Here is a 23,789-nt window from a genome sequence, read left to right as displayed (position 1 = left end):
GGTGAGACAGCGCAGGTTAGCTGGAAATGATCAGGGAAAGGGGAACCGAAGGGTTCCCCTTTGGCGAGACGGGTTATCGAAAGAACCGATGACAGCTAACTTGAATACACATCGTGCGACCCGTATTCTAAATACACTTCAGCCAGTTTCAATGCACTCACGACGTTGACGTAGCCCGGCTGGCTGCCCTTCAGATGTGTAGACGAACTGACGAGAATCGACTTCACATCGTTAGGTGACAACGATTCATTGTGCTGTATGAGCAACGCGGCGACGCCGGCACAGAGTGGTGTGGCCATCGACGTTCCGGACAGTTCCACGTATCCGTCGAGCGGAGAAGAAAGGTCTCCCCTTTCAATTCTTCTGTTCAGCGGTGAATTCTCTGCCAGAAGTGAGACGATCTTTTCCCCCGGGGCTAACACATCTGGCTTGTTGAGGTGGTCGACGGTAGGACCGCGGCTGGAGAATTCCGATTCTTTATCGTCTTCAGTCGTCTCCGTGTTCTGATCGTACGTAGCACCGACGGTCACAATGGAGGGGTGGAATCCCGGCGTGCCGATAGTGCCCGGCTCAGGGCCTTCATTCCCCGCAGCCGCACACACGACGATACCGTTGTGCCACGCTTGCTCCACCATTCGACTCAACGGATCATCCGTGTAAGGTTCAGTTGCCGGTCCGCCTAAAGACAGGTTTATCACGCGGATGTTGTACTGTTCTTTTTCCTGGATACACCAGTCGATGCCCCTCATGATCGTCGATACTTGACCAGAACCTCGGTTGTCCAGCACTTTCACGCCGACGAGATTGGCTTCGGGAGCACTACCGACATATTTACCGTCAGAACGATAGCCGTTTCCGGCAATAATCCCCGCTACGTGCGTTCCGTGGCCGTTGTCATCGTAAGATTCTGTCTCGTTTCCGACTAAATCGTTAAAACCTGCGAGACGGTTTTCAGGTTTGGTGAGGTCGTCGTGAGCCTCTATCCCCGTATCGAGCACTGCCACCGTGATGCCCTTGCCAGTCAACCCCCACCGGGCGTGCGCTTCGTCCGCAGCGACAGTCGGAACGGCCACATCGAGGTAGGCGCGCACTTGTTGATCGTAGAAGATGCGCTTGACGCCCGGGTGGTGGGCCGCTTCCCGCAAAGTATCTTGACAAATAGTGGCAGTAACCATGGGGATGTACTTCAATTCGTTTACGATTTCGTCTCGTTTACGCTGTTGGCAGAGTTGCTTGATCTCCTGCCGCTCCTCTTCTTTTGCGTTTGGGGTCATCTCGATTATAACAGGTAATGTCGATTCGCTCTTTACTCCTGGCAACGTATCCGCCAACGTGCGATCCAACACTTGCACGGCCTTCTGTTCCCAACCTTTGAACAATGGATTCACGATGCTCCCTCCTTCAACATGCGATAAAAAATTTATCTGTTTTATTGTCATTATATCTTAAATTTTTAAAAATATGAAGTAAAATTTAAATATTTATTATCTCAACGGCACAATGAAAGCGACCATCATGATAAAGTGCAGGATGCTTCCGGCCATCACAAACAAGTGGAATATTTCGTGAAATCCAAAGCGGTTGGGATAGAAGTCAAAACTTTTCGTCGCGTATATCACCGCCCCTATCGTATAGGCGATGCCGCCGGCCATCATCAATACAATGGCTCCGAGTGGTAAGTTGTCAACCAGTTGAACAAACGGAACGACGGCGATCCAGCCCAGTGTGACGTAAAATGCCGTTGAAATCAATCGCGGCGTTTGAACAAAAGCTAATTTGATGACGATGCCAACGAAAGCGAGCACCCAGACAGCTGAAAGCATCGTCCATCGCCAGGAACCCTCAAGTCCGTAGTAAAAAACGGGTGTGTACGAACCCGCGATGAACACATAGATGGCGACGTGGTCGATTTTCCTCAGTATGTACTCTTTCCGCGGTGTCGTTTTGATCCAATGGTACAGAGAACTTGCACCGTACAACACGATGATACTCACGCCGTATATCGTCATCGTCACAAGCTTGGTCATGTTTTCCCGCGTCAATGTAATGAGAAACACTAACCCTACAATGGCAGCGATAAACGTGACAAAATGGGTCCACGTGTTCACTGGTTCTTTCATCTTCAACCGTTTCATGTTGCGACCACTCCGCCCTGTTTAAAATTTAAAGTTAATGTCAGCCTATCACATTTTGGTCCGTTGGAGGCAGTCAATTGATATGGCGGGGGCTTGTCTCCCCGGGAACGACAGTAAGCAGGATGTCGTGACGGGCTTGATTGACTACTCCCCACCCTCCTCTCTTTTTTTGATTTCTCGTTTTGCTTTGTCAATATTCTCTTGTAACTGTTTGCGTAACGGTTCAGAATCGATCTCAGCTAGCTGTTGTTCCCACTTTTTTATCCAGATGTTTATGTAATGAGTTTCAAGGTGCTGTAAGTTGTCTGCAATGTTCACTAGACATCCCTCCTCATAATCCACACTGGGCAGTACAGTTTTTCTTCTTGCGGCAACGAGATGAACATGCGAGACAGGAGTAGCCTTAAGCCACCCTCTGTCCCAACAGGAATGCAGCCTGCCGCTAGCAGCATGTGCCAGAACCTTTCTCTTGTCGGTAGCCTTCCATCAAAACCTCGATCACTTCTCGACGGCTGAACTCTGTCGGTGGCGTTTTCCCGGACTTCAACATTTCCCGCACCTTCGTTCCTGAAAGGATGACGCGGTCTTCATCGCGATGGGGACACGTCTTCAGGGAGGCCATACCGGCACATTTGGTGCAGTAAAAACTGTGTTCAAAAAACATCGGTTGGATGCCAAGGTCGTGATCCTCAAACTGACGAAAGATGTGCTGTGAATCGTAAGTGCCATAGTAGTCGCCCACACCGGCGTGGTCCCGGCCGACGATAAAGTGCGTACACCCGTAGTTTTTTCGGACTAAGGCGTGTAAGACGGCTTCACGCGGCCCGGCGTACCGCATGGCTGCCGGATACACTCCGAGGGCGGTTCGGTCCGATGGGTAGTAGTGGTGGAGCAAGACTTGATAGCTCTTCATTCGCACCGTTGCCGGAATGTCCCCCGGTTTCGTTTCACCGACGAGAGGCTGGATGAACAGGCCGTCCACTGTTTCGAGGGCCGTTTTCTGAATGTACTCGTGAGCGCGGTGAATCGGATTGCGGGTTTGGAACCCGACGACCCGGTCCCATCCCCGCGTGCGAAACAAGACACGCGTCTCATGCGGCGTCAAGTTGTAATCGGGAAACAGCGTAGGCATCCGTTCAATCAACGTAATCGGGCCGCCGATGTACGTGTCCGGTTGGGAAAACAACCTTTTGACACCGGGGTGGTGATGGTCCGTTGTGCCGTACACGCACTTTGCCTCACGTTGTTTGTCAGGGCGGTAACAGTCGGTTATGTCCATCACGGCGACTGTCTTTCCTTTGTAACACAAACACACCTTTTCTCCCAATTGTACACGATGCTTAAGGTCCTCGGCTACTCCTAACGTAATCGGTATTGTCCACACTTCACCTGAAGACAAGCGCATGTCATTTACGACGGAATCGTAATCCGATTTGTTTAAAAAGCCTCTCAGCGGCGAAAAAGCGCCGACGGCCATACACTCCAAATCGGCGTACGTCCACAGGTCGATCTCGATTTTTTTCCAGTCTACACTTTCCCTTAACAGTTTTTCTTTGTTTGAGGCCGTTGCAATTCTGTTGACAAGTTGTCCGCCGTGTGGGGGAATCTGGGCCACTTCTCCTCCTCCTCAAAGGTGAAGTTTGCTGCACATAACCTATTCAGACGCCCACAAATGTGTTAAACTCTTACGTTTCTAAAATGAACGCATCGATGCCTAATTTTTTTATTTTATTGAGGCGGGCCTCGGCGTTCGACCGTTTGCGAAAGGCCCCTGCCTGAACCCGGTACCACGTTTTTCCTGACACGTTTGCCTTCACAACGACAGCATCCATCCCGTTCGATTCCAACAATCGAGCGCGGGCTCGGGCGTTGGCCTGACTTTGAAACGAGCCAGCGATGACCTTATACAAGGTCGACTGTTTTGGATTCAACGACATCGCGTCGGCAATGCCTTCTCCAATGGCGTGGGCGAGATCGGTAATAAAAGTGTCGTTTTTGAGTAAATTTAAATCTCGCGTCGTATCGATAAACAGGTTTTCTAACAGGATGGCGGACATGCGCGTCTCCCGCAACACGTGAAAGTTTGCCCGTTTTTTGCCCCTGTCACGCACATCGTACTTGGATGAAAGAACGTCCATGACCTTCCGGTGGATGACATTTTGGGCTTGAACAGTCCGGTTAGACACCGACCCGTTGTAAATGAAACTTTCCCATCCAGTTCCACCTCCGGCGTTTATGTGGATGGAACAGAAGTAATCGGCATTTTGGGAATTGGCGTAGTCCGTGCGCTGTCGCAAACTGACTGTTTTATCTGTCGTCCGGGTCATGAACACATTGACATCGTAGCGACTGCGCAAATACTCCCTCACTTTTAGAGCGATGGACAAATTAAAGTCTTTTTCCCGGTAACTGCCGTTGACAGCACCTGCGTCTGAACCGCCGTGACCGGGATCGATGACAACCTTTGCCATGTTACCTCTCCTTTTTCTGAGTTATCGAGTAATATGCCAAACACGGCGTGTGGTGTGGGACAGGTTAGACAAAATCGTACGGGTTGGCGTAGTCGGGAGAAGCCCCTTTGCACAAACGGTCTTTAATCTGTTTCAACTCTTCGCGGGATTTAGTGTCGAGATGTTGTATCTCGTGTTCCACTTGACGCCTCACCCAGTTGTACAACTCAATGTCCAACGCATTGTGTTCCTTGATCAAATCAATCATTTCGGGCGAGATCGCGTCTGTTTTCGGACGTTTCCGGTTCACGTTGTACTGTTTATACGTAATGTCTCCCCATCCGAGTTTTTGCTTCATTAAATAGAGAGACTCGTTAAACCGCTCTGTGATGCCGACAGCGATAAAGTGCTTTTCTATATGCTTCTTGGCCAGTTGAACGTCAGCGCGGTCTTCCCCTGCCACCCAGCGAGTTTGCACGTTCGTATGTTTTTTGACGAATTGGTCGAAAGGTGAATCTTGGGGTTTTTTATTGTGGAATTTGAGATTGAAATAGTAATGGGATACGACCCGGTCCACTGGATCTCGCAACATCGTGATGTATTGGCACGGTCTGGGGATGTCTTTGTGCAGGCCGAATTGAAGGTGTCCGACAATTAATTTTATTTTTCCAAAATCTACTTTTGGCGGAAGAGATTCTCGGAGGTATACACTGCAAACTTCCTTCTGATAGTGGTACTGACTGTAAAGAACGCTGGCAAACGTATTTCCGCCAGTTTTTGGGATATGGGTGTAAATGAGGATCATCTATCATCAACCCCAAAACGAGATTTCCCTACACTTGTACATTATGTTGAAAAGCACGAGTTGCAACGCTGGCATTCCTCTAATCTCTACTCGACGAATAACGGTTGCAAACGGAGAAAAAGGATCATTCTATATCGTGAAAGGGTTTAAAGAAAGGAACTGAAAAGATGAAGATTCTATTAACGACGTTCTGGCATATGCCGGTGACCGGAGGAATCGCGTCTTACCTGACTCATTTAAAAAATGGATTGGAAAGATTGGGCCATACAGTGGATACCTTTGGCCAAGAAAAAGGCGTGAAAGGCCGTTATACCGTGAACGCTGTTCCGATACTGTCAAAACAGAGTATGCGACCGTTCGTTGCCCAAGTGGTGACCCGATTTTTACGTGAACAAGCACCGGAAACGCCTTCCAGGATCAAAGTACAAGAAACCGACCGCTACACTTTTGAGCTGGCGGCTTCTTATCTTGATTTGGAAGAGTACGATATCATTCATTGTCAAGATGTGATTTCCACCATTGCCTTTTCCCGCGTGAAACCAAAATCGATTCCTCTTGTCACGACTGTCCACGGTTCCTATACCGATGAGCTTTATCTAATGGGTGTGTTTACGGAAAGCGACATGGGGTGGCACTACCAGCGAGAACAGGAATCTCGTGGGATTCGAGAGGCTGATGTCACGATTGTGCCGACGCACTGGCTAAGGGCGTTGTTGTCGGAACGGTTCGATATACCCGCACACAAAATGGAAGTGATCCCGTACGGTATAGACATTGACGATTTTGAGAAGCACATGAGCCAAACGGCGAAACTCAAGATGCCGGGTAACAAAACACTGATCGTTTGCCCCGCTCGACTCGACCCTGTCAAGGGCCATACGGTCTTGCTTTCAGCCCTTGCCCAACTCAAGCGCAGGAGAACGGACTGGATCTGTCTTCTGTTGGGAGACGGTCCCATCCGCAGAAAACTGGAAAGCTTAAGCCGACGATTGGGTTTAGAAGGTCGAGTATTTTTTGTGGGGAATCGCCGCGATGTCCCGTCCATTTTGAAACAGGCGGATGTGGTGGTGCTCCCCAGTCTTCAGGACAATCAACCTTTTGCTGTCATGGAAGCCCAGCTGGCCGGCAAACCGGTCGTCGTCTCCGATGCTGGAGGGATTCCAGAAATGGTGACCCACCGGAAAACAGGATTAGTATTTCCAAAAGGTAAGAGCGATCAGTTAGCCGAACACCTGACAACCCTCCTCGAGGACCCGGGATGGCGCGTGACACTGGGCAAAAACAGCCGCTCGTGGGCCCTGCGGCAGTGGCCGTCGAGCCGGATGTTGGAACAGACCGTAGACCTGTACACTCTCGCTCTGAAATGTCAGACACATTAAGGATAGTAGCTGATAGGGAGCTATCTATGAAAAACGGGCTTAGAGAAATAACTATATTGGGAAGATCGTAGCACAAACTTTTTTGGCAGGTAATATAGTATACCAAGCTATCAAGAATAGCTGTCAATCATGAGGAGAAAGGAGGGGGACGGTCGTGAATCAAAACCAATTGAAAGAGTTGGATGACCTTTCCAAAAAGCTGGAACAAGCGATTAAAGCTGAATTGCAAAGCGCCCTGATCAGGGGGATGAAAGAGGGCAGCGCGAAAGAGCCCCTGGAAAAGAGTCTATCAGGTCTGCCCCAACAAATCGCTCAATCACTATCGCCCGTTTTTAATATAATAGGAGCGATCGCCGGGCCGCGCATCACAGCGGCGCGAAGACAACAAATGATTGATCAGATTAACGCGCAAGAAAAACAAGGGCCGACAAAAGAAGGCTGAACTCCCTCTCCTGATGAACCGAAGTATCTTGATAGCCAATACATCTTCGGAAAGGAGTAGAGATCGGTATGACAGCAGCTCAAAAACGCCGCCTCCGCGAACAGCGCCGCCGTCGCCGGGATAGGGAGCGCGAAGAACGCCGCCGACGTCTATTAGATTTTGAGGAAGAAGGAAATGTAGCGGTCGTAAGAAACGAAGCGGACACCGGAACGACTAGCGGCCTTTTGAACATCAACGTTCAAGTTCCGATCCAGATCGGCGCGAACGCACAAAACATTAACGACAGCGACAACGTTTCGACGACGGTTATTTAACCTCTTTGTGATAGGGCATAGGAGATTCGTCTACTCAACTCCCATGCCCTAAACCTTTCACTCTTTAGGAAGGAGTTGAATGACGTGTTGATCAATTTTCTGAACGGACTGGTCGGTGTACTCGGCAACTTGCTCGACACATTAGGCGGCAGCGGTAGCTCTTCCCCTCTGCCGACCTCCTCACAGCAGGCGATCATCAGCGACAGCGTGAACGACCAAAGCAAAGACAACGGGTAATGTTCGTATCTTTAAGGGCTATTCTCAGCCCTTATTTTTTTAAACGATGTGTGCCAAATGAAATTGAGTGACAGGAGGAAGATGTAGATGGACCAAACCACCGAGGACAGCCGCGAAAAGGATACCTTCTCTGCTGTCGTTATGAACGAAGCCGTCGCCCAGCCGATCAGAGCAGACTCCCGCATTGTCGTACAAACCCCCATTAAACTGGCCGGTGACAGCGCGGCAGTCGTTGACGGAGACGGTCGAATCGATGCGCTGTCCGTGATGAACAATGCCACCGTTCAGCGTATCAGGGGTTTCGGAAATATTGTCATTCAAATTCCCATCTTTATCGTAGATACTTTTGATTTCAGCCGACTGAAAGCGGAACAGATGCGCTCTTTTTCAATAACGAATATGGCGGCAGTCGGTCCGATCGAAGGAACGGGAAACATCGTGATCCAAATGCCTGTTTTAATCGTGGACGATGTCTACTACGATTACGACAGTGCAGAAAACGAAGCCAGTGCATCGGGTGGGAATCTTCCCTACTCCTCCATCATTGAAAATATTGCACGAAAAAGTGTCGTGAGAGGGGAACGAAATGTGGTCATTCAAGCCCCTGTTCAGTTGACGCCAGAGGCGCGACAACTTCTCAACAGCTCGAATGTGGTTTAGCTCGTATTTTTTTAGATACCCGCTTATTTGTGCGTCAGTGTCCAGTCGTTTCTACTTTGCCGTTCATAGAATGCCGTATGAGGTGAATGACGAATGGGCGCGTCACTCAACTGGAACATCGCTCGAGTGTTGAGAGGGCAGCCGCAGAGCGATAGCGGAACAGGTGTGAAAGTGGGGGTTATTGATACGGGTATCGATCTCTACCATCCCGATTTAAAAGTCAACATTGAGGGTGGGGTCAACGTCATTCAGCCGTCTCTTTTACCCCTTGACGATTTTGGACACGGAACGCACGTAGCGGGAATCATCGGAGCAAGACACAACAGTGCAGGATGTGTCGGGGTAGCCCCCGCTGTTTCACTTTACGCGATAAAAGTCCAAAACCGTTACGGTGAAGGCACGCTCATGACCTTAGTCAAGGGCATCGAGTGGGGGATCGTCAACAAGATGGATATCCTTAACATTAGCATTAGTCTCGGGATGAGCACGCCTCCAATCTTAAGAAAAGTCGTACAACAGGCGATATGGAGCGGTGTCTTAGTTGTAGCTGCAGCAGGAAACAGTGGCCGGCCGTCAGGCGTTGGAAACAACGTGCAACTGCCTGCGCGCATTCCCGGTACCGTCGCCGTGGCGGCTGTTGACTGTCACAACCGACGCGCTCCCTTTTCTTCCACCGGACCTTCCCTCGCCATTTCCGCGCCCGGGGTCAACATTAAAAGCACTTATCCGAATGAGCGTTATGCCGTGTTAAGCGGAACCTCGATGGCCGCTCCCCACGTTTCAGGAATTGCGGCTATTGTCAAGCAGGCTTATCCTCACGCGACTCCTCAGCAAGTGATACAAGTCCTCTGTCGCCACGCGATTGACCTCCCTCCACGGGGAGTCGATTGGTTCACGGGCGCCGGGCTCGTTCAACGGCCTTAAAATATCCGCACTTTCCCCTCTTCATCCACCCAGTCATTTTCCTTTTCCGTGTATACACTTTATATAGAGTCGCCTCTTCATTTGTCCTCATTTTTTGTGGAGCGAGGTGAAACAAGTGGAGAAAAAAAACAGAAGAAAAAGGAAAAGGCAGGTTTTGAGAAAAAAGCTTCAACGACTTGCAAAAGGGCCTAAGAAAAAACGAGAACATACAAGAAACGTACACGAGAAAAGGGACAAAACACAGGGTGACGTAAAAAAGGGCCACTCCCTTAATGAAGAGGGTCCAAAAGACTGAACGTACGTGTTCCCTGCGGGCAAAAAAGTCTGCAGGGAACATTTTTTCGTCATGGGAGGTTCCCCCTCCCCTTTCTGTAAGCGGCTAACCGTCCCTGTCCTCTCCGGTGTAAACCCGTTGATACCAGTGGATGGTCTTCAACAACCCCGTTTGCAGGTTGATCCTTGGGTTCCAGTTGAGAACGGCTTTGGCGCGGGAGAGGTCGGGAATGCGCGTACGCATATCTTCAAATCCCCGTCCGTAAACTTGTTCGTACGGGATGTATCGAACAGAGGAAGTAGAATCAGCCAAATGAATGATCTTTTCTGCCAAGTTGCGAATGGTGATCGGTTGATCTGACCCGATGTTGATCGCCATTCCGTCAGCCGTGCGCCGCATGGCGGCGACGGTCCCGGAGACGGTATCGTCGATATACGTAAAACATCTGGACTGTTCCCCGTCCCCGTGTATCGTTAAGGGTTCGTTCGCCACAGCGGCACGTATGAACTTGGAGATGACGCCACCGTATGCTGATGCCGTCTGTCGCGGTCCGTATGCATTAAAATAGCGTACAACGGTGACAGGCAAGCCTTGTTCAGCATAAGCGAAAGCGAGGTGCTCATCGATGGCTTTTGCCGTCGCGTAGCACCAGCGGTGAACGGACGGAGCGCCAAGCACGCGGTCGCTGTCTTCGTGGAAGGGAAGGCGGTCGTTCTTTCCGTAAACTTCTGATGTCGAAGCGAGAATGACTTTCGCTTTTCTGGCGTATGCTTCTTCGAGCACGTTTCGCGTTCCGTCCAAGTTCCCTTCGATCACTTTTAGCGGGTTCTCGACGGTGTTTTTGACACCGAGGACAGCGGCCAGGTGGTAAACGACATCACAATCAGTCATCACGCGTTTTACAAGGTTGCGATCATCGGTTGAGCCGTGTACGAAGGTGTGGCGCTCGTGGTCGATGACACGGTGTAAATAGCGGCGGTTTCCCGTGGACAGATCGTCCACCGTCCACACCTCATGCCCTAACGACAGGAGTCGTTCCACTAAGTGCGAGCCAATAAAGCCCGCTCCTCCCGTTACAACGATTTTTTGCATTTACAACACCTCTTACAGGAAGACGATATTTCCGATGTCTTTCAAATGGCGCATCGCGTGCCGCGTATCGATGACAAGCGGTGCGTGTTCCGCAATCAACTTGTACGGGACGGAGGAGTGATCGGTCAAAATGAGGGTGCAATCGTGACGTTCGAGGTTTTCCTCTGTCAGCGCCGTTCTCTTTAGACTGCTCTCCCCTAACGAAACTTCCGGAATGTAAGGATCGTAAAAATTCACTTCTGCTGTGGAAGCGAGGAGTTTGTTCATGACAGCGAGAGCAGGTGATTCACGCAGGTCATTCACATCCTTTTTGTAAGTGAGGCCGACGACGAAAATGCGGCTCTCCCCTAAAGACAGGCCGATCGAGGTTAAAGATTGTGCCACTTTGTGCACGACGAACGACGGCATGCGGTTGTTAATTTCGCTGGCGATGCGGATAAACTGCAAGTCGACGTTGAATTTTTTGGCCTTCCACAGTAGAAACATAGGGTCGATTGGAATACAGTGCCCGCCGATCCCAGGTCCTGGGTAGTAAGGCGTGAAACCGTACGGCTTCGTTTTCGCTGCCGATATGACTTCCCACAAATCGATTCCCATTTTGTCGCACAACATGACGAGTTCATTCATTAAGGAAATGTTGACATAGCGCTGGCAGTTTTCTAAAACTTTTGTCATCTCTGCTGCCTTCGGCGAAGAAACGACGACAACATGCTCAAAGACAGATTCATAGACTTTTCGAGCGCATTCTGCACACGTGGTCGTAACCCCTGATACAACTTTCGGAATTTGTTCGAGGGGCACCTGTTTTTGCCCCGGATCTATTCTTTCCGGGGAATACGCGAGGGAGATGTCTTTCCCTACGGTATATCCGGCGGATTCGAGCATCGGAAGCAGCTCCTCCTCCGTCGTCCCTGGATAAGTTGTGCTTTCCAGAACGATCAACTGCCCTTTTTTGAGATGTGGCAAAGCAGATTGCATCGCATTTCGAACAAAGTTCAGGTTTGGTTCACTGTGACGGTTGAGCGGTGTAGGAACACATAAGATGACGACGTTCGCTTGGCCGACAGCTTCATAGGTGCTGTGAGCATCAAAACGGTTGGTCGTAAACATCTGTTCAATATCCTGGTCGGTTAAATCCACTAAGTAACTCTGACGGTTGGACAGAAGGCGTATTTTGTCTTCATCTAAATCAATACCAGTGACAATGTGACCTTTATCCAAAAATAACTTTGCCAGGGGCAGCCCGACGTAACCGAGGCCGATGACGGCGATGTGCATGCTGTAACCCCTCTTTCGTAAACTTTAAATCTCGTAACACGATATTCTATGCTTTAACAGATTTTGTTGTCATAGACGTCTCTCTCAAGTTTTGTTTTTCGCACACGTACCCCTGTCAGAGATTAAGGCGTGCACATATGATAGTTGAAAGGGGGTGCAGGATTGATTGAAAGTTTTACTCGCCACATTTTGGAACGATTCACTCGCGAGCGGTGTAACGTCATACATCCGCCAGCTCAAACAGGGTTTGGAACGGCAAGGACATGAAGTCGGGCTGTGCGCACAACGAAACCGTCAGGTTTTCCACGTCGACTGCACAGGACACGAAGTGTTACAAGTTCAGCTGCCGCGCCTTTTCTCGTTAAAACTGAATGACACCTACAGTCGTCATTTTCCGTACATCGATCCGTGGGTCATGAAATACGAAAGAGACCGCTATGAGTATGAATTATCTGCCCTCTCTTTCGACCTGACATCGTACGATGTCATCCACACCCAGGATGTGGTGTCCACTCGCGCCTTTGCCCGAATCAAACCGAAAAACGTCCCCTTAGTGGCCACCGTCCACGGGTGCTTCACCCGGGAGTCGGGCTTAGACCGACGTCGGAGCCCGGAATTGTGGGAGTACTACGCAAACCTAGAGCGTGTTGGCGTCCTTTCTGCAGACAGAGCGATTATGCCGACCCATTGGCTGAAGAACTTGTTCGCCCGGGATTTTTTCATTCCGCCTGAAGGGGTGACGACAATTCCGTACGGAATGGACGTGCACGGATTTCGCCAGAAGGTGAATGAAGCGACGGACATTTCTGTTCCCGCAAACAAAAAAGTGATCGTCTGTTCTGCGCGCCTTACCCGTGTGAAAGGGCATTACACACTCATTCAGGCGCTCTACGAATTGAAGAAAAAAAGAAAAGATTGGGTGTGCCTCTTCTTAGGCGACGGCCCGTTGCGCCGACAGTTGGAGCACAACTCCCGCCTTTACGGCCTTGGCGAAGATGTCCAATTTTTGGGAGACCGCCTTGATGTCCCCGCCATACTCGGCCAAGCTGATATTTTCGTTTTGCCGAGTTTGATGGACAATCACCCGTTCGCTCTCATGGAAGCACAAGTAGCAGGAACAGCCGTCGTCACTTCCGATGCAGGGGGGATTCCGGAAATGGTGTCACACGAGGAGACAGGGCTCATTTCACCGGCGGGCCATCCGAAGCCGTTGGCTGAACAGATGAATCGTCTCCTTTCCGATAGACCACTGCGACAACGGTTATCACAAAAAGCAAGAATTTGGGGCGAACAAGCGTGGAATATGGAGGCCATGCTGAAGCGCATCACACAAGTTTACGAAACCGTCCTGTCGAAAGGAGGAAGTGGTGTGCAAACGCAAGATCCATTCAAAGGGGTTCCGTTTACAGTAGATCTGACCAAGCTAGGAGTCGACACAAAAGTGTGGCGGAACATCATCGAGTCTCTACCTGAAAACTACCGCATTCCGGATCCCGCATTTGTACAGTTATTGCAGAAATACGGACGGAAGGGATCTAGGCATGTTAAAAAGTAGACCGATCCAGCTGCTAGATTCCTATCTAATTTTCTACCAAAGGGACACTCTTTGAATATTATTCGCATAAAACAGTATGAGAAAAAGAAATGACTTTGCCAAACGAAAGGAGAGAACATACATTGGATCACACTCTAAACAACAGTGATACCTCTCTTGACTTGAGCCAGCAGCTGGATGCCCAAGTGAACCAGTCGTACGAGATTACGACGAACTTCGGGACCGTCCAGGGCACTGTGTCGTATATCGGCTTCGACTACATCGAACTTGTGGAAGCGTCTATGTCGACAGTAATCGTGCCGTATGAAAATATCGTGTCTATCAGTCCGATATAAGGAGGGATGATGATGACGTTTAGAGGACGGTTAAGGAGATTAATCAACCGCGACGTCCAGATCGCCACGTCTGTCGGTCTGTACGAAGGAAGAATATACGAAGTGAGCAGCCGCTGGCTGAAAATGTACTTGAGCAGTGCGCCGGGCTACCCACCTGTGAAAGTCACAGTATTCTTACAAGCCATCGCATTTGTTCGCGTCGTTTAAGACTGTTTCGATAACGCCCCGTTTCCACGGGGCTTATACGTTTTAGTCGCCATGTTCCTGTATCCACTTCTTCCATTTCTCAAATGTGTCCTTATGGCGGTTGGTGATGCTGTTGGCTCGCATCCGGACGTGGTAGTGTAAGCCTGGAGCGTAAACGACGCGGAAATCTTTTAGCAAATGCAGCACGATCCGCACATCTTCGTACAATCGCCCGTCGCAAAACGCATCCACTGGCCAACCGCCGACAGCGTCCAGCGCTTCGCGCCTGTAGACCCGGGGGCCGATCGGGGTCAAATCACGCATATACTGCCGCCGGGACCACACTTGTTTCCCGCGCTGTTCGTGGCGGACGGTCAGTTGGCCGTATGAGTCTTCGTTCCAAAAGAGGCGATCTCCGTAGAGGAATGCCACGTCCTTCTGCTGTTTCTTCATTTCCGTTACTGCCCAGTCTAACGCTTCAGGACCCAACCAATCGTCCGCGTCCAATTCAAACAAAATACTGCCGCGGGCCATTGCCAGCGCTTCGTTTAAACAGTGCACTTTCCCCCGGTTCGTGGAATGGGAGACGAGTTTAATTCTCGGGTCATTATATCTCTGAATCACTTTGACGGTCTCGTCCGTTGATCCGTCGTTGACGATGATAAGCTCAAAGTGTGGCATCGTTTGGTACAAGACAGACGCAATCGACCACGGGATGTGTGCCTCTTCGTTGTAAGCGGATATGATGACGGAAACGAGCGGGTCTTTTCCCCCTCCTGTCACGTTAATCGCTCTTCTGTTTTCTAAAAATGTTAAAAAGTAGTCGACCCACCGCTCTTTTTGCTTGTACCAAAAAGAGCGGTTCGGGGTGACAGGCCGTTTGTTCACGACAATGGACGTTTTGTTCGATTCGGGGAGCGCGGCCCACACGTAGCGGTCTGCTTCATCGGTGAACGGCCATTCACTCCTCAGCGGCCACCCTCCTCGCTTGATCATAAACGCCCTGTTCCAACAAAAAAGATGAGGGCCGCGGGAACCGAGACGCCCTTCTAATCGGAAACCGACGGAATCAGGAAATGTTTGGACGGCTTGCACAAGGTCTAGTAACCCCGACAGCGCATCTCTCCCGCAAGTCGTGTCACACGTACAGACCCACGGCTCGTTTATCGCGGTTAAAAAAGTGTTCAAGGCGTGTGGCCACTCTTTTTTGGGAACCGGTTTGACCACGACGTCTTCTTTACGTGCAGGTAGGATTTTTTCAGTGTGGTGTTGGAACGCGGTGTCGACGAGGACATAAGCTTTTTCCCAACGCTTTTTGATGGACGGGGAGCACAAAGTCCTGAACGTGTGATACAGCTCGTTGACGGATCCCGAGTGGCGCAGCAACAAGGAAAACATTCGCTTCTCCCCTCCTTCACCTACACCGGCTGTCGGATGCCGGTTTTACCGTTTTCTTTCCAAATGTATTCATTTAACGTTTCGATGAGCTTGGTGAGTCTGGCTTCGTACGTGTGGTGGGACAGCGTTCGTTCGTAAGCCCGTTCGCTGATCTCCCTTCTCTCATGCGGATGTTTTAAGTAGTAGTCTATTTTACGCTCTAACTCTTTCCACCCGCTGAAGGCCACAAGTTCGTCCTTTTTGTAGTACCTTCTCAAGTGGGGACGGTACGACGCCAACTGAAATGCCCCGCAAGCGGCGATTTCAAAGGTGCGGTTGTTCGGTGTAAGCGCGGGGAGGTTTTTAAAGTTTTCCAGTCTGTCGTTCGCTGTGCGGTGAATGTTGAGCACGATTTTAGCTCCGTTGTAGTACTTGGTCACTTCTGACGGCGGGATCGGTTGGTTGATGATTCCGCGTTTGAGAACAGGGTAGTGTTTCAGCCGGTTCCACCACTGTCCGATGATGAAAAAGCGGCGGTATTTTAAATACGGTGCCAACTTGTCAAACATTTTAATCCGCACGGGAAAGCCGCTTCCAACAAAACATATGTCCGAGTGGTACTTAGACGGCACGTGAGGGTTCGGGGTGTACTTCTGTGTGTTGACAGCCAAGGGGATGTGAAAACACGTTTTTCCCATTTGGCGGTAAAACATGACGCAACTCGCTTCTTGCGTGATGACAAACGCGTAAGGTTGGACCAGTTGGTAGTGGGTTTTCAGCCGGTACGGATCGTCCACTAACCATACTCCGATGCGGTACCCCATTTTGCGAATGGCGGTCACGTAACGGTGCGGGAAACGAAATCCTTTGAAGACGAGAACGGCATCGGGGCGAAATGCTTTGATGCGTTTCAACAACGTGCTTGACGAGTCCTTCTTTAACAAAAAGACTTCTAGTTTAAATCCTTTTCTCTCCTTTTCCAACTGGCGGAAAGCGCGAATGATGTTGTAATCTTCATCTGTCATCGTTGGACTGAATGAAAAACCGCAACCGGATGAGATGTAAAAAAGGCGCACAGTGATCCTCCCAATTCTTGCAGATTGGCGTTATCCTATCCTATCCTATCTTATTCCTTCTGTTTTATGAGAGTTCATAGGCAGACAAAAACCATCATGTGACTACTGACACATCCCTAGTACCGCGGCATATGATGAGAGAGAAACAGAATGAAATGTTGATAGGCAGGTGGATTGTTTGAATATCGTATTTTTGGCGTTGGACACGTTGCGCGCCGATCACCTCGGGTGTTACGGCTACCACAAGAACACGACTCCACATATCGACCAGTTAGCCAAACGCGGTGTCTTGTTCCGCTCGATGATAGCCGAAAATAACGTCACCCAGAGCTCCTTTGTGACGATGTTGACCGGCCGGAATCCGGTTGCCCACGGAGTCGTCAATATGAAACCGCAAAAAATCAGCCCAAAGCTCACGACGATGAGCCAGATTTTGAAACGAAACGGGTACAGGACGGCAGCTGTGGACAACAATCACCGCTGTACCGGAACCGTGAACAACTGGTTCAAACGCGGCTACGACGACTACTTAGATCCCGGAGAAAAACGGAAGATCCACTTTCTCGCCACAGCCGAAGACGTCAACCGCTTGGCCTTTCAATGGCTGAAACAGCACCGCCAGGAGAAATTTTTTCTGTTTTTGCACTACTGGGACCCCCACTTCCCTTACATCCCGCCGCAACCGTGGAACCGCCGCTACACGCACAACATTAAAGCCCAGGTCAGCGGCCGCGATCTCAAAACCGTGATGCGGGAACCGTTGTACAGTTGGTTTCAGAAATGGTCCAAAGGGGTGAACAATCCGGAGTACGTGCGCGGCTTGTACGACGGGGAAATCAGTTACTTGGACTACCACATCGGACAATTGCTCGAGCAACTGAAAGAACTCAACCTCTTAGACAACACGCTGATCGTGCTCGTGGGAGATCACGGCGAAAGTTTGGGCGAACACCACATTTACTTCGACCACCACGGTTTGTACGATGCAACCGTTCACGTTCCGTTCATCATGGTCGCACCTGGCGTTTTGCCGGAAAACAAGCGCGTCGACGGGTTGTGCCAACACGCTGACATTTTGCCCACGGTCTTACACGTGGCCGGAATCCAGTACGCTCCTCCCCGCCAACTCGACGGGAAATCCCTCGTGCCGCTCATTCGGGGGAAATTGGCGCACATTCGTCCGTTTGTCACGTCATGCGAGGCCAACTGGCAGTTAAAGCGCTCGATTCGCACCCCGAAGTGGAAGTTGATTAAGTCGCTGGAACAAGACGTCTACGGCAATCCCAAATTTGAGTTGTACCACTTGGAACGGGATGCTGACGAACAGCACAACGTCGCCGCCAAACGCCAACAAGTCGTTTCCCGGTTGAACCGGCTGCTAGAACAATCCGTGAAGCAGCTGCGCTCTAAGTACAAAGCGGTTGATCCGCTGTCCAAAGGGCAAAAGACGAAGCTTCACCCCCTCACTGTCGCCGAAGAAGAAAAAGTGAAAAAGCGGCTCAGCGACCTCGGCTATTAACGCAACATCCCTCCCGCTTGAGAAGCGGGAGGGATGTCGTTTTACAGCGGGATGCTTTTTCCCTGCATAGATCTGGGGGGCTCGATGCCAAAGTAGCGGAGGAGGGACGGTGTGACGTCCAACAGCCGAAGTCTTTCGACGGTACGTCCCGCGCCTGCCACTTTTTTGTGGGAGTTGAGGCGGGAGGCGATGAAGATGCCGTGGTAGTCGTGATTGGCGCCGTCCGGTCCCGAATCGTTCTCGTAAACGTACAGTTTACGATGTCCAACGGAACCGATGGAACGCCAGAACAAACGGCCGAAGTACACCAACAGATCCGGCGGGATGTTTCGCGTTTTGCGGTACAGCTGTTCGGGTTTATACGCCTTCGTGCCCAGTGGTGTTCCGCGTTCGTCTTTGAGCGCGGTCAACTTTTTGATCAGTCGGTTGCGCACGTGTTCGTAACGGTGTTTCGGAATGACCCCAGACGGTTCTCGCCCTTTGACGTTTAAATGGATGCGTCCGTAATAGCCGCCGTACCCCCACGCTCTCGTCTTTTGCCAGTTGACCATGTCCGGTGTAAGCGGCGTGATGCGGTCAACTGGCTGTTTTAACGTCAAGAGTCCTTCCCGGATTAACCACTCGTTCAGGCAAAAGCCGCCATCCATTCGCTTGGCGCCGTGGTCGGAGACGACGAGGACGAGGCAGTCGTCTTTCACCTGTTCGAGGAGCTGGCCGACTTTCCGGTCCACAAAGGTGTAGTAGTCGTATATCGCAAGTCGGTACGGCGAATTGGGTTCGTACAACACATGTTTTTCGTCCATGTGGTGCCAGAACGCGTGGTGGATGCGGTCGACTCCCATCTCCACCATCATAAAAAAGTCCCAGTCTTTCGTTCGGATGAGGTGCGACGCCAGTTTAAACCGTTTTTCAGTCATGTCGTAGATCTGTTTTAATATGTCGTCCGGTGCAGCACTGCGGAAATTTTCCACGTCAAATTGATAGTTTCCGATCACTTGCTCTACTTCTTCCGCTAAATTTGCCGGATACGTGTACGAAACGTCGGTGCCAGGTGTCAAAAAGCAAGAAACAGAGCAACCGTTGAGCGGCTTGGGCGGAAACGACGGGGGAACGCCGATGACGATGGATTGGTAGCCTTTCTTTCCGAGGATGTCCCAGATGGTGTCAGCTGTGAGCGACCGGCTGTCGACGATGGACATGCTCGAATAGTCGTATTCGGTGCGGTTGCGAAAGCCGTAAAATCCTAATTGTCCTGGGTCCTGGCCCGTTACGAGTGTCGCCCACGCCGGGACGGTAATCGGCGGGTCAGAACTGCGCAGTTTCCCGTGCACGCCCGTCTCGACTAACCGTTTGATGTTCGGCAGATCGTTCAGCCATTTTTTAAAGATGAGCGGGGGAGCGGCACAGTCCAATCCGATGACCATCACTTTTTTCCCCATCGCGAATCCCTCCCCTCCCTTCAATTTTTGGGAATAAACTGTTGTTCCTCCAAAAAGCGCATCACTTTCCGTACGCTTTCCTCCACTGTTTCCCGTTCTGTATCCAACACGAGGTCCGGGCTGAGCGGCGGTTCGTACGGGTCGCTAATCCCCGTAAATTTCTTGATTTCCCCTTTGATCGCTTTGCGGTACAATCCCTTGACGTCCCGCTTCACACACGTTTCAAGGGGACACTTGACGTAAACTTCGCGGAACGAGGTGATCGCCTGCCGCGCGTAGTCCCGCATTTCCCGGTACGGTGAGATGAATGCGGCGAGGACGATGACGCCGTGTTTACACAGTAGGTCGGCGACAAAGGCCACCCGCTCAATATTAGTTAACCGGTCGCGGCGGCTGAAACCTAAATCTTTCGTCAACTGTTGACGGACGACGTCGCCGTCCAGCAATTCCACTTTCACGTTTCGTTTTTTTAATTCAGTTAGCAAACGGCGGCAAATCGTCGTTTTGCCGGCTCCGGACAACCCAGTAAACCACAGTGTCACGCCTTGTTGTGTCAAAAGAGGAATCTCCTTTTTGCTATTTTTTATAGAGTCAATGTATGGCGTTTAAGAGTTCCGGGGAACGTCCCTAGCCTATCAGACTAAGATTCTCGTTAAAAGTGTCGATTAACTGCTGTAAGCGGTGCTGATACTGATGGGTTTCGATCGTACACTCGTACATGTCGTTCGCGATCTGACGGCGCTCTTTTTCACGCGGCAAGTAGTAGCGAATGCGCTTGAGACATTCGCCGGGCGTGCGGAACGTCACTCCTTTGGCGTGGTTCGGGTACAGTGAAGGGTAGTCGGCCCGCTCCTCTGACAGTTGGAATGCGGAGCACGCGGCCACTTCAAACGTGCGGTTGTTCGGGGTGTCGGCGCGTACATTCCCCCGGTTGAGTCGCAAATACTCGTCCCAGGGAGAACGTTCTAAGTTGAGCACGATACTGGCTCCGTTGTAATAACCGTTGGCTGCTTTCGGCGATACCCACTTTGGATGGACGGTGACGTGACGTTTTTTGATGTGCTTCAGTTTTTCCCACCCCGGGCCGACGAGACGCACACGGGCTTGAGGCAAGCGGGGAAGCAACTGTTTTAAAAATGCGACTCTGTTTTGAAAAGCGGTGCCGAGAACGAGAATGTCACTTTGAAAATGTCGAGGAACCGACGGCCGCGGAAAAAAAACAGTGGTGTCCACACCTAGGGGAAGGTGAAAAACGCGTGGACACCTGTTCTCTCTGTAGACGGAAACAGAGCGGGATTCATTTGTGAACACGAGGTCAAAGTGCTTCCCTACCGTTTTTGACCAGTCCATGTAGTAAGGATCGTCGGTAAACCAGACCATTTTGGGGATGTTGACTTGCTGAAGACGTGTGAGGTTCCCTTTCGTCAACCGCCACCCCATGTGGACTAAAACAAAATCGGGCTTCTCGTGGGCGGCGACGGACAGCAAACGGTCATTCAGCTCACGTCCGGGAGATAAGGGTGTCACCGTGACGCCTAACTGCTTCAGCGCCCGGACGATGGATAAGTCAATCGGTGCAAAGGGGCGTTTGACCCCCGAAACGACGACGAGCGCGTGCACGTTGTGACCTCCTGATTCACGCGTTTACTTTATCATATGCGTCCGTTACCGAAACAGTGGAATAGACTAGTGCCGTTTTTTAAACCGTGAGAGATCACGTTTTTGTTTTGGCGTCAAGTGCTGGATTTGTTGTTGCAGACGGTTTTTGGCGAAACGGTACAGCCGGTAGTCCAGGGTGTTGTTTTGTCTGATGATGCGCACGATGTGATCGGGGACGCGGGGATGTTTCGGGCGGTTTTGAGTCACGTTTTCTCTCGTATAGTGGGCGTCTTTCCAGCCGAGTAATTGGCTCATCATAAACACTGATTCGGGTACATGTCGGTGATGCCGACTACGACAAAATCTCTCTTTATGTTTTCAATCGCCTTTTTTAAATCAGGATGCCGTTTGCCGGAGATCATGCGCGTTTGGTGGTTGTTGAGTGCTGCTCGAATACGAGGGTCCCGGGAGGTGACGAACTGGGAGAAGCTCATCCGTTTCGCTAGATGGTGCAGTTTGTTTTGTGGCCGGGAACGGATGAAGTAGTACATGGATACAATGCGATCCAACGGGTCTCTTACCATCGTGATGTACACAGCCCGGCGGTGAAAGTGCCTGTGCACACCGTAGCGAAAGTGTCCGTACACGCAGCGGATGTTTTGGCGTTCGGCAGAGGTCAGTTGACCTAACGCTTGCATCGGCTTCTCCGCTGGATAGCGGAACACCCGTTGTTTCGAATACTGCCGGTCCAGGAGGCGTCGCATCGTCACGCCGCCAGTTTTCGGTATATGCAAAAATACGACGATTCTCTTATGCATCTCAAAACCCCCACATATGATGAGATGGATCATCTCAGCTTTCTACCAGTTTATGCGCAATCTATCAGTCAGTGCTAGTTATCTACCACTATCACGGAAATGACGACTGCAATGTGCGAGAATGGAGAAACGGTAAAAAAACCCGGCCCACTCGTTCAAGTGGACCGGGTCCCTCGTCGGACTTCAGGGGAGACTTAGCCGTTCACCGGTTTTTTTCCCCACTTATACATGTAGTACTGGCGGTTCTGGCGCAAGATTTTGCGAAACTCCCTCCTCCCTCTCCGTTTGAAGCTCCGGTTGCCGAAATGGTGCACATACGTGTCACCGGCGATCCAGCACGTGTATCCGGCCATTTGGGCTCTCAGGCAGTAATCGTCGTCTTCGTACGTCCCCGCCCCGAAGCGCTCATCGAGTTCGCCGATATCTTCCATCAATTGACGCGGAAAGATCATGCAAAAGCCGGACAACAGCTTCGTCTTCTTCCATTTCGCCGGGTTTAAGCGGTTGTAGCGGCGAGAGAAGCGGTGGATGTCTGTCACACTGCGACAGCGCGTCTTCACTTTTTGCTGTCGAATGACGCGGTTGGAGACGGGGCCGACGATCCCCGCTCTCCGTTTTTCTTGAAACAAATGTAGCGGATTGTCCAGCCAGCGGAAGGAGGGAACGGTATCGTTGTTTAACAGGACGATGTAATCGCCGCGGGCCCGTTCCATCCCCCGGTTCATCCCCGCTGGGAAGCCGCGGTTGGCCTTGTTTTCCACAACGCGAAGCCAAGGGGATCGCGGCTCACTGTCACGTAAGCGAGCCACCGTGCCGTCCGTCGATCCGTTGTCGACGACAATCACTTCGTGCGGTACATGTGTATGTTTGCGAATGTTTGCCAAACACAGCTGCGTGTACGGCCACTCGTTGTGGGTTAGCGTCACGATGCTCACGAACGGTTTTTTCGTCATGTGTGCCGCCCCACTAACTCGTACAATCTCTGCCATTTGGGTAAAATGTGGCCTTTCGCGTGAAACGTTTCGCACAGTGAGCGGCCGTTTATGCGCAGTTGGCCGAGGAGTGCCGGTTGGCGTAAGATGTGCTGCACATAGTGGGACAAGTCGTCTTGTAAACGGGGCAGTTCGAGTAAAAAGCCGTTGTGCCAATGTTTCACCACTTCGGGGTGATCGCCGACATCCGTTGTCATCACTGGTATGCCGTTCGCCATTGCCCGGAGGTGCAAGGCGTTGAGAGAGTACACTGGATGTTGGTCGGTGACCAACACGTCTCCCCCTTGCCACGCACTTAAGTCCCCCGCTTCGACGGTACGGATGCGAATCGGCTGTTTGTTTTGTGGGAGGAATCGCATCACCTTTTTCACGCGTTCACTTTTGTCGCCGATTAACACCCACTCAACGTCTAAATCCTTTTGGGACAGGGATGAAACGGCGCGGAGGAGACGCTTCGTCGTCGCTCCTTGATACAGAAGAAGGGTGAGCGTCCTTCGCCTGGCGCCGTTTGGTTGAGGGAGGGTCTTCCCTTCTACTGCCGGAAAAATCGTGAAGGCGCGGTAGCCTTTTTTGCGCAGCCTTTCCCGGGCGTAGTAACTCGGGACGACAGTGTAAGGAAAGGTGGTCTTTTTCGGCACAGCCGTCAAGTGTTGCAGGACGTGTATGACAGCGTGTCTGTTTCCCAAGCCGGTTAACCACCACGTGCTTTTTCCTTCGTACTGGATCAGTGTGTCTGGATGGCACTCCACATAGCGGCGAACGTGGTCTAACCACTCCGACTGACGGATGACGGGAAACGCCATACACTCCACCGTAAGTTGCAGAGACGTCCTGTCATTCTCCCACGCAGGGACCCAGCGGGCGAGAGTGTTCCCCGGATCAGTGATTCTAACGACGCGCATC

At 51.1% G+C, this 23,789-nt stretch carries 28 protein-coding genes; 11 read left to right on the top strand and 17 right to left on the bottom strand.

The annotated features are described in order from the left end of the window. Positions 1-95: 95 nt before the first annotated feature. The 6 genes from B0W44_RS14510 to B0W44_RS14490 form a co-directional block, all read right to left on the bottom strand. Positions 96-1,388, bottom strand: coding sequence for a S8 family peptidase (locus tag B0W44_RS14510; protein ID WP_169835607.1), 1,293 nt, complete (start codon positions 1,386-1,388; stop codon positions 96-98). A gap of 96 nt (positions 1,389-1,484) precedes the next feature. Beyond that, positions 1,485-2,135 (bottom strand): PAQR family membrane homeostasis protein TrhA, encoded by a 651-nt coding sequence (gene trhA / locus B0W44_RS14505; protein ID WP_077720651.1) that lies wholly within the window; start codon positions 2,133-2,135, stop codon positions 1,485-1,487. Between the two features lie 144 nt (positions 2,136-2,279). Beyond that, entirely contained in the window at positions 2,280-2,453 is a 174-nt protein-coding gene (locus B0W44_RS18260) for a hypothetical protein (RefSeq protein WP_169835606.1), read from the bottom strand. A 124-nt stretch (positions 2,454-2,577) separates the two neighbouring features. Then, positions 2,578-3,741: a sulfate adenylyltransferase gene (sat, locus tag B0W44_RS14500; RefSeq protein ID WP_149027126.1), complete on the bottom strand. Its 1,164-nt coding sequence runs from the start codon at positions 3,739-3,741 to the stop codon at positions 2,578-2,580. Positions 3,742-3,820: 79 nt separating this feature from the next. Continuing rightward, positions 3,821-4,606, bottom strand: coding sequence for an N-acetylmuramoyl-L-alanine amidase (locus B0W44_RS14495; protein WP_077720649.1), 786 nt, complete (start codon positions 4,604-4,606; stop codon positions 3,821-3,823). Between the two features lie 64 nt (positions 4,607-4,670). Continuing rightward, a complete protein-coding gene (locus tag B0W44_RS14490; RefSeq protein WP_077720648.1) occupies positions 4,671-5,390 on the bottom strand; it encodes a sulfotransferase family 2 domain-containing protein in 720 nt (239 codons plus the stop codon). Between the two features lie 167 nt (positions 5,391-5,557). Here B0W44_RS14490 and B0W44_RS14485 point away from each other — a divergent pair, with 167 nt between their 5' ends. The 7 genes from B0W44_RS14485 (at position 5,558) to B0W44_RS14460 (ending at position 9,641) form a co-directional block, all read left to right on the top strand. Beyond that, entirely contained in the window at positions 5,558-6,769 is a 1,212-nt protein-coding gene (locus B0W44_RS14485; RefSeq protein ID WP_077720647.1) for a glycosyltransferase family 4 protein, read from the top strand. A 154-nt stretch (positions 6,770-6,923) separates the two neighbouring features. Then, positions 6,924-7,211 carry a hypothetical protein gene (locus tag B0W44_RS14480; protein ID WP_077720646.1) on the top strand — a complete coding sequence of 96 codons (288 nt, stop codon included), beginning with the start codon at positions 6,924-6,926 and terminating at the stop codon, positions 7,209-7,211. A gap of 68 nt (positions 7,212-7,279) precedes the next feature. Next, positions 7,280-7,525 carry a hypothetical protein gene (locus B0W44_RS14475; protein WP_077720645.1) on the top strand — a complete coding sequence of 82 codons (246 nt, stop codon included), beginning with the start codon at positions 7,280-7,282 and terminating at the stop codon, positions 7,523-7,525. A gap of 84 nt (positions 7,526-7,609) precedes the next feature. After that, complete coding sequence (locus B0W44_RS18255; protein WP_169835605.1) at positions 7,610-7,762, top strand: hypothetical protein; 153 nt, start codon at positions 7,610-7,612, stop codon at positions 7,760-7,762. 87 nt (positions 7,763-7,849) lie between these two features. Next, positions 7,850-8,422, top strand: a complete 573-nt coding sequence (locus B0W44_RS14470) for a hypothetical protein (RefSeq protein WP_077720644.1) — start codon at positions 7,850-7,852, stop codon at positions 8,420-8,422. 93 nt (positions 8,423-8,515) lie between these two features. Next, the gene (locus tag B0W44_RS14465) at positions 8,516-9,346 is read left to right on the top strand and encodes a S8 family peptidase (RefSeq protein ID WP_077720643.1); all 831 of its coding nucleotides are present in this window, start codon (positions 8,516-8,518) and stop codon (positions 9,344-9,346) included. 106 nt (positions 9,347-9,452) lie between these two features. Next, positions 9,453-9,641 (top strand): hypothetical protein, encoded by a 189-nt coding sequence (locus B0W44_RS14460; RefSeq protein WP_169835604.1) that lies wholly within the window; start codon positions 9,453-9,455, stop codon positions 9,639-9,641. 84 nt (positions 9,642-9,725) lie between these two features. Here B0W44_RS14460 and B0W44_RS14455 read toward each other — a convergent pair whose 3' ends face one another. Beyond that, positions 9,726-10,712 carry an NAD-dependent epimerase/dehydratase family protein gene (locus B0W44_RS14455; protein ID WP_077720641.1) on the bottom strand — a complete coding sequence of 329 codons (987 nt, stop codon included), beginning with the start codon at positions 10,710-10,712 and terminating at the stop codon, positions 9,726-9,728. Between the two features lie 12 nt (positions 10,713-10,724). Beyond that, positions 10,725-11,990, bottom strand: coding sequence for a nucleotide sugar dehydrogenase (locus B0W44_RS14450; RefSeq protein ID WP_077720640.1), 1,266 nt, complete (start codon positions 11,988-11,990; stop codon positions 10,725-10,727). Between the two features lie 166 nt (positions 11,991-12,156). On the opposite strand from B0W44_RS14450, the gene B0W44_RS14445 reads away from it, so the two are divergent. From B0W44_RS14445 to B0W44_RS14435, 3 genes are all read left to right on the top strand, one after another. After that, a complete protein-coding gene (locus B0W44_RS14445) occupies positions 12,157-13,545 on the top strand; it encodes a glycosyltransferase family 4 protein (protein WP_077720639.1) in 1,389 nt (462 codons plus the stop codon). Between the two features lie 122 nt (positions 13,546-13,667). Continuing rightward, positions 13,668-13,880 carry a DUF2642 domain-containing protein gene (locus B0W44_RS14440; RefSeq protein WP_077720638.1) on the top strand — a complete coding sequence of 71 codons (213 nt, stop codon included), beginning with the start codon at positions 13,668-13,670 and terminating at the stop codon, positions 13,878-13,880. A gap of 12 nt (positions 13,881-13,892) precedes the next feature. Beyond that, entirely contained in the window at positions 13,893-14,087 is a 195-nt protein-coding gene (locus B0W44_RS14435) for a hypothetical protein (RefSeq protein ID WP_077720637.1), read from the top strand. A 42-nt stretch (positions 14,088-14,129) separates the two neighbouring features. On the opposite strand, the gene B0W44_RS14430 is transcribed toward B0W44_RS14435, so the two are convergent. Both B0W44_RS14430 and B0W44_RS14425 read right to left on the bottom strand, forming a co-directional pair. Beyond that, positions 14,130-15,464, bottom strand: a complete 1,335-nt coding sequence (locus B0W44_RS14430) for a glycosyltransferase family 2 protein (RefSeq protein ID WP_077720636.1) — start codon at positions 15,462-15,464, stop codon at positions 14,130-14,132. Between the two features lie 20 nt (positions 15,465-15,484). Continuing rightward, the gene (locus B0W44_RS14425; RefSeq protein ID WP_169835603.1) at positions 15,485-16,468 is read right to left on the bottom strand and encodes a CgeB family protein; all 984 of its coding nucleotides are present in this window, start codon (positions 16,466-16,468) and stop codon (positions 15,485-15,487) included. 229 nt (positions 16,469-16,697) lie between these two features. Here B0W44_RS14425 and B0W44_RS14420 point away from each other — a divergent pair, with 229 nt between their 5' ends. Further along, complete coding sequence (locus B0W44_RS14420) at positions 16,698-18,038, top strand: sulfatase family protein (protein ID WP_169835602.1); 1,341 nt, start codon at positions 16,698-16,700, stop codon at positions 18,036-18,038. Between the two features lie 41 nt (positions 18,039-18,079). Here the strand turns inward: B0W44_RS14420 and B0W44_RS14415 are convergent, their stop codons facing one another. The 7 genes from B0W44_RS14415 to B0W44_RS14385 all read right to left on the bottom strand — a co-directional run bounded on the left by B0W44_RS14415 (position 18,080) and on the right by B0W44_RS14385 (position 23,788). After that, complete coding sequence (locus tag B0W44_RS14415; RefSeq protein WP_077720633.1) at positions 18,080-19,477, bottom strand: alkaline phosphatase family protein; 1,398 nt, start codon at positions 19,475-19,477, stop codon at positions 18,080-18,082. 20 nt (positions 19,478-19,497) lie between these two features. Continuing rightward, positions 19,498-20,034, bottom strand: a complete 537-nt coding sequence (cysC, locus tag B0W44_RS14410) for an adenylyl-sulfate kinase (RefSeq protein ID WP_077720632.1) — start codon at positions 20,032-20,034, stop codon at positions 19,498-19,500. 70 nt (positions 20,035-20,104) lie between these two features. Next, on the bottom strand, positions 20,105-21,097 hold the full coding sequence (locus B0W44_RS14405) for a CgeB family protein (RefSeq protein WP_077720631.1): 993 nt from the start codon (positions 21,095-21,097) through the stop codon (positions 20,105-20,107). A 66-nt stretch (positions 21,098-21,163) separates the two neighbouring features. After that, positions 21,164-21,394, bottom strand: coding sequence for a hypothetical protein (locus tag B0W44_RS14400; RefSeq protein ID WP_169835601.1), 231 nt, complete (start codon positions 21,392-21,394; stop codon positions 21,164-21,166). Beyond that, the gene (locus B0W44_RS14395) at positions 21,391-21,894 is read right to left on the bottom strand and encodes a sulfotransferase family 2 domain-containing protein (protein ID WP_169835600.1); all 504 of its coding nucleotides are present in this window, start codon (positions 21,892-21,894) and stop codon (positions 21,391-21,393) included. The genes B0W44_RS14400 and B0W44_RS14395 overlap by 4 nt, the downstream gene beginning before the upstream one ends. A gap of 194 nt (positions 21,895-22,088) precedes the next feature. Further along, entirely contained in the window at positions 22,089-22,847 is a 759-nt protein-coding gene (locus B0W44_RS14390) for a glycosyltransferase family 2 protein (protein ID WP_169835599.1), read from the bottom strand. Then, on the bottom strand, positions 22,844-23,788 hold the full coding sequence (locus B0W44_RS14385; RefSeq protein ID WP_169835598.1) for a glycosyltransferase: 945 nt from the start codon (positions 23,786-23,788) through the stop codon (positions 22,844-22,846). The genes B0W44_RS14390 and B0W44_RS14385 overlap by 4 nt, the downstream gene beginning before the upstream one ends. Position 23,789: the final 1 nt, after the last annotated feature.

The organism is Novibacillus thermophilus, from assembly GCF_002005165.1.
In the GTDB taxonomy this organism is placed as follows: domain Bacteria; phylum Bacillota; class Bacilli; order Thermoactinomycetales; family Novibacillaceae; genus Novibacillus; species Novibacillus thermophilus.
Note: the sequence above shows the minus strand (reverse complement) of the source record. Positions and strands in the feature narration are given on the sequence as shown.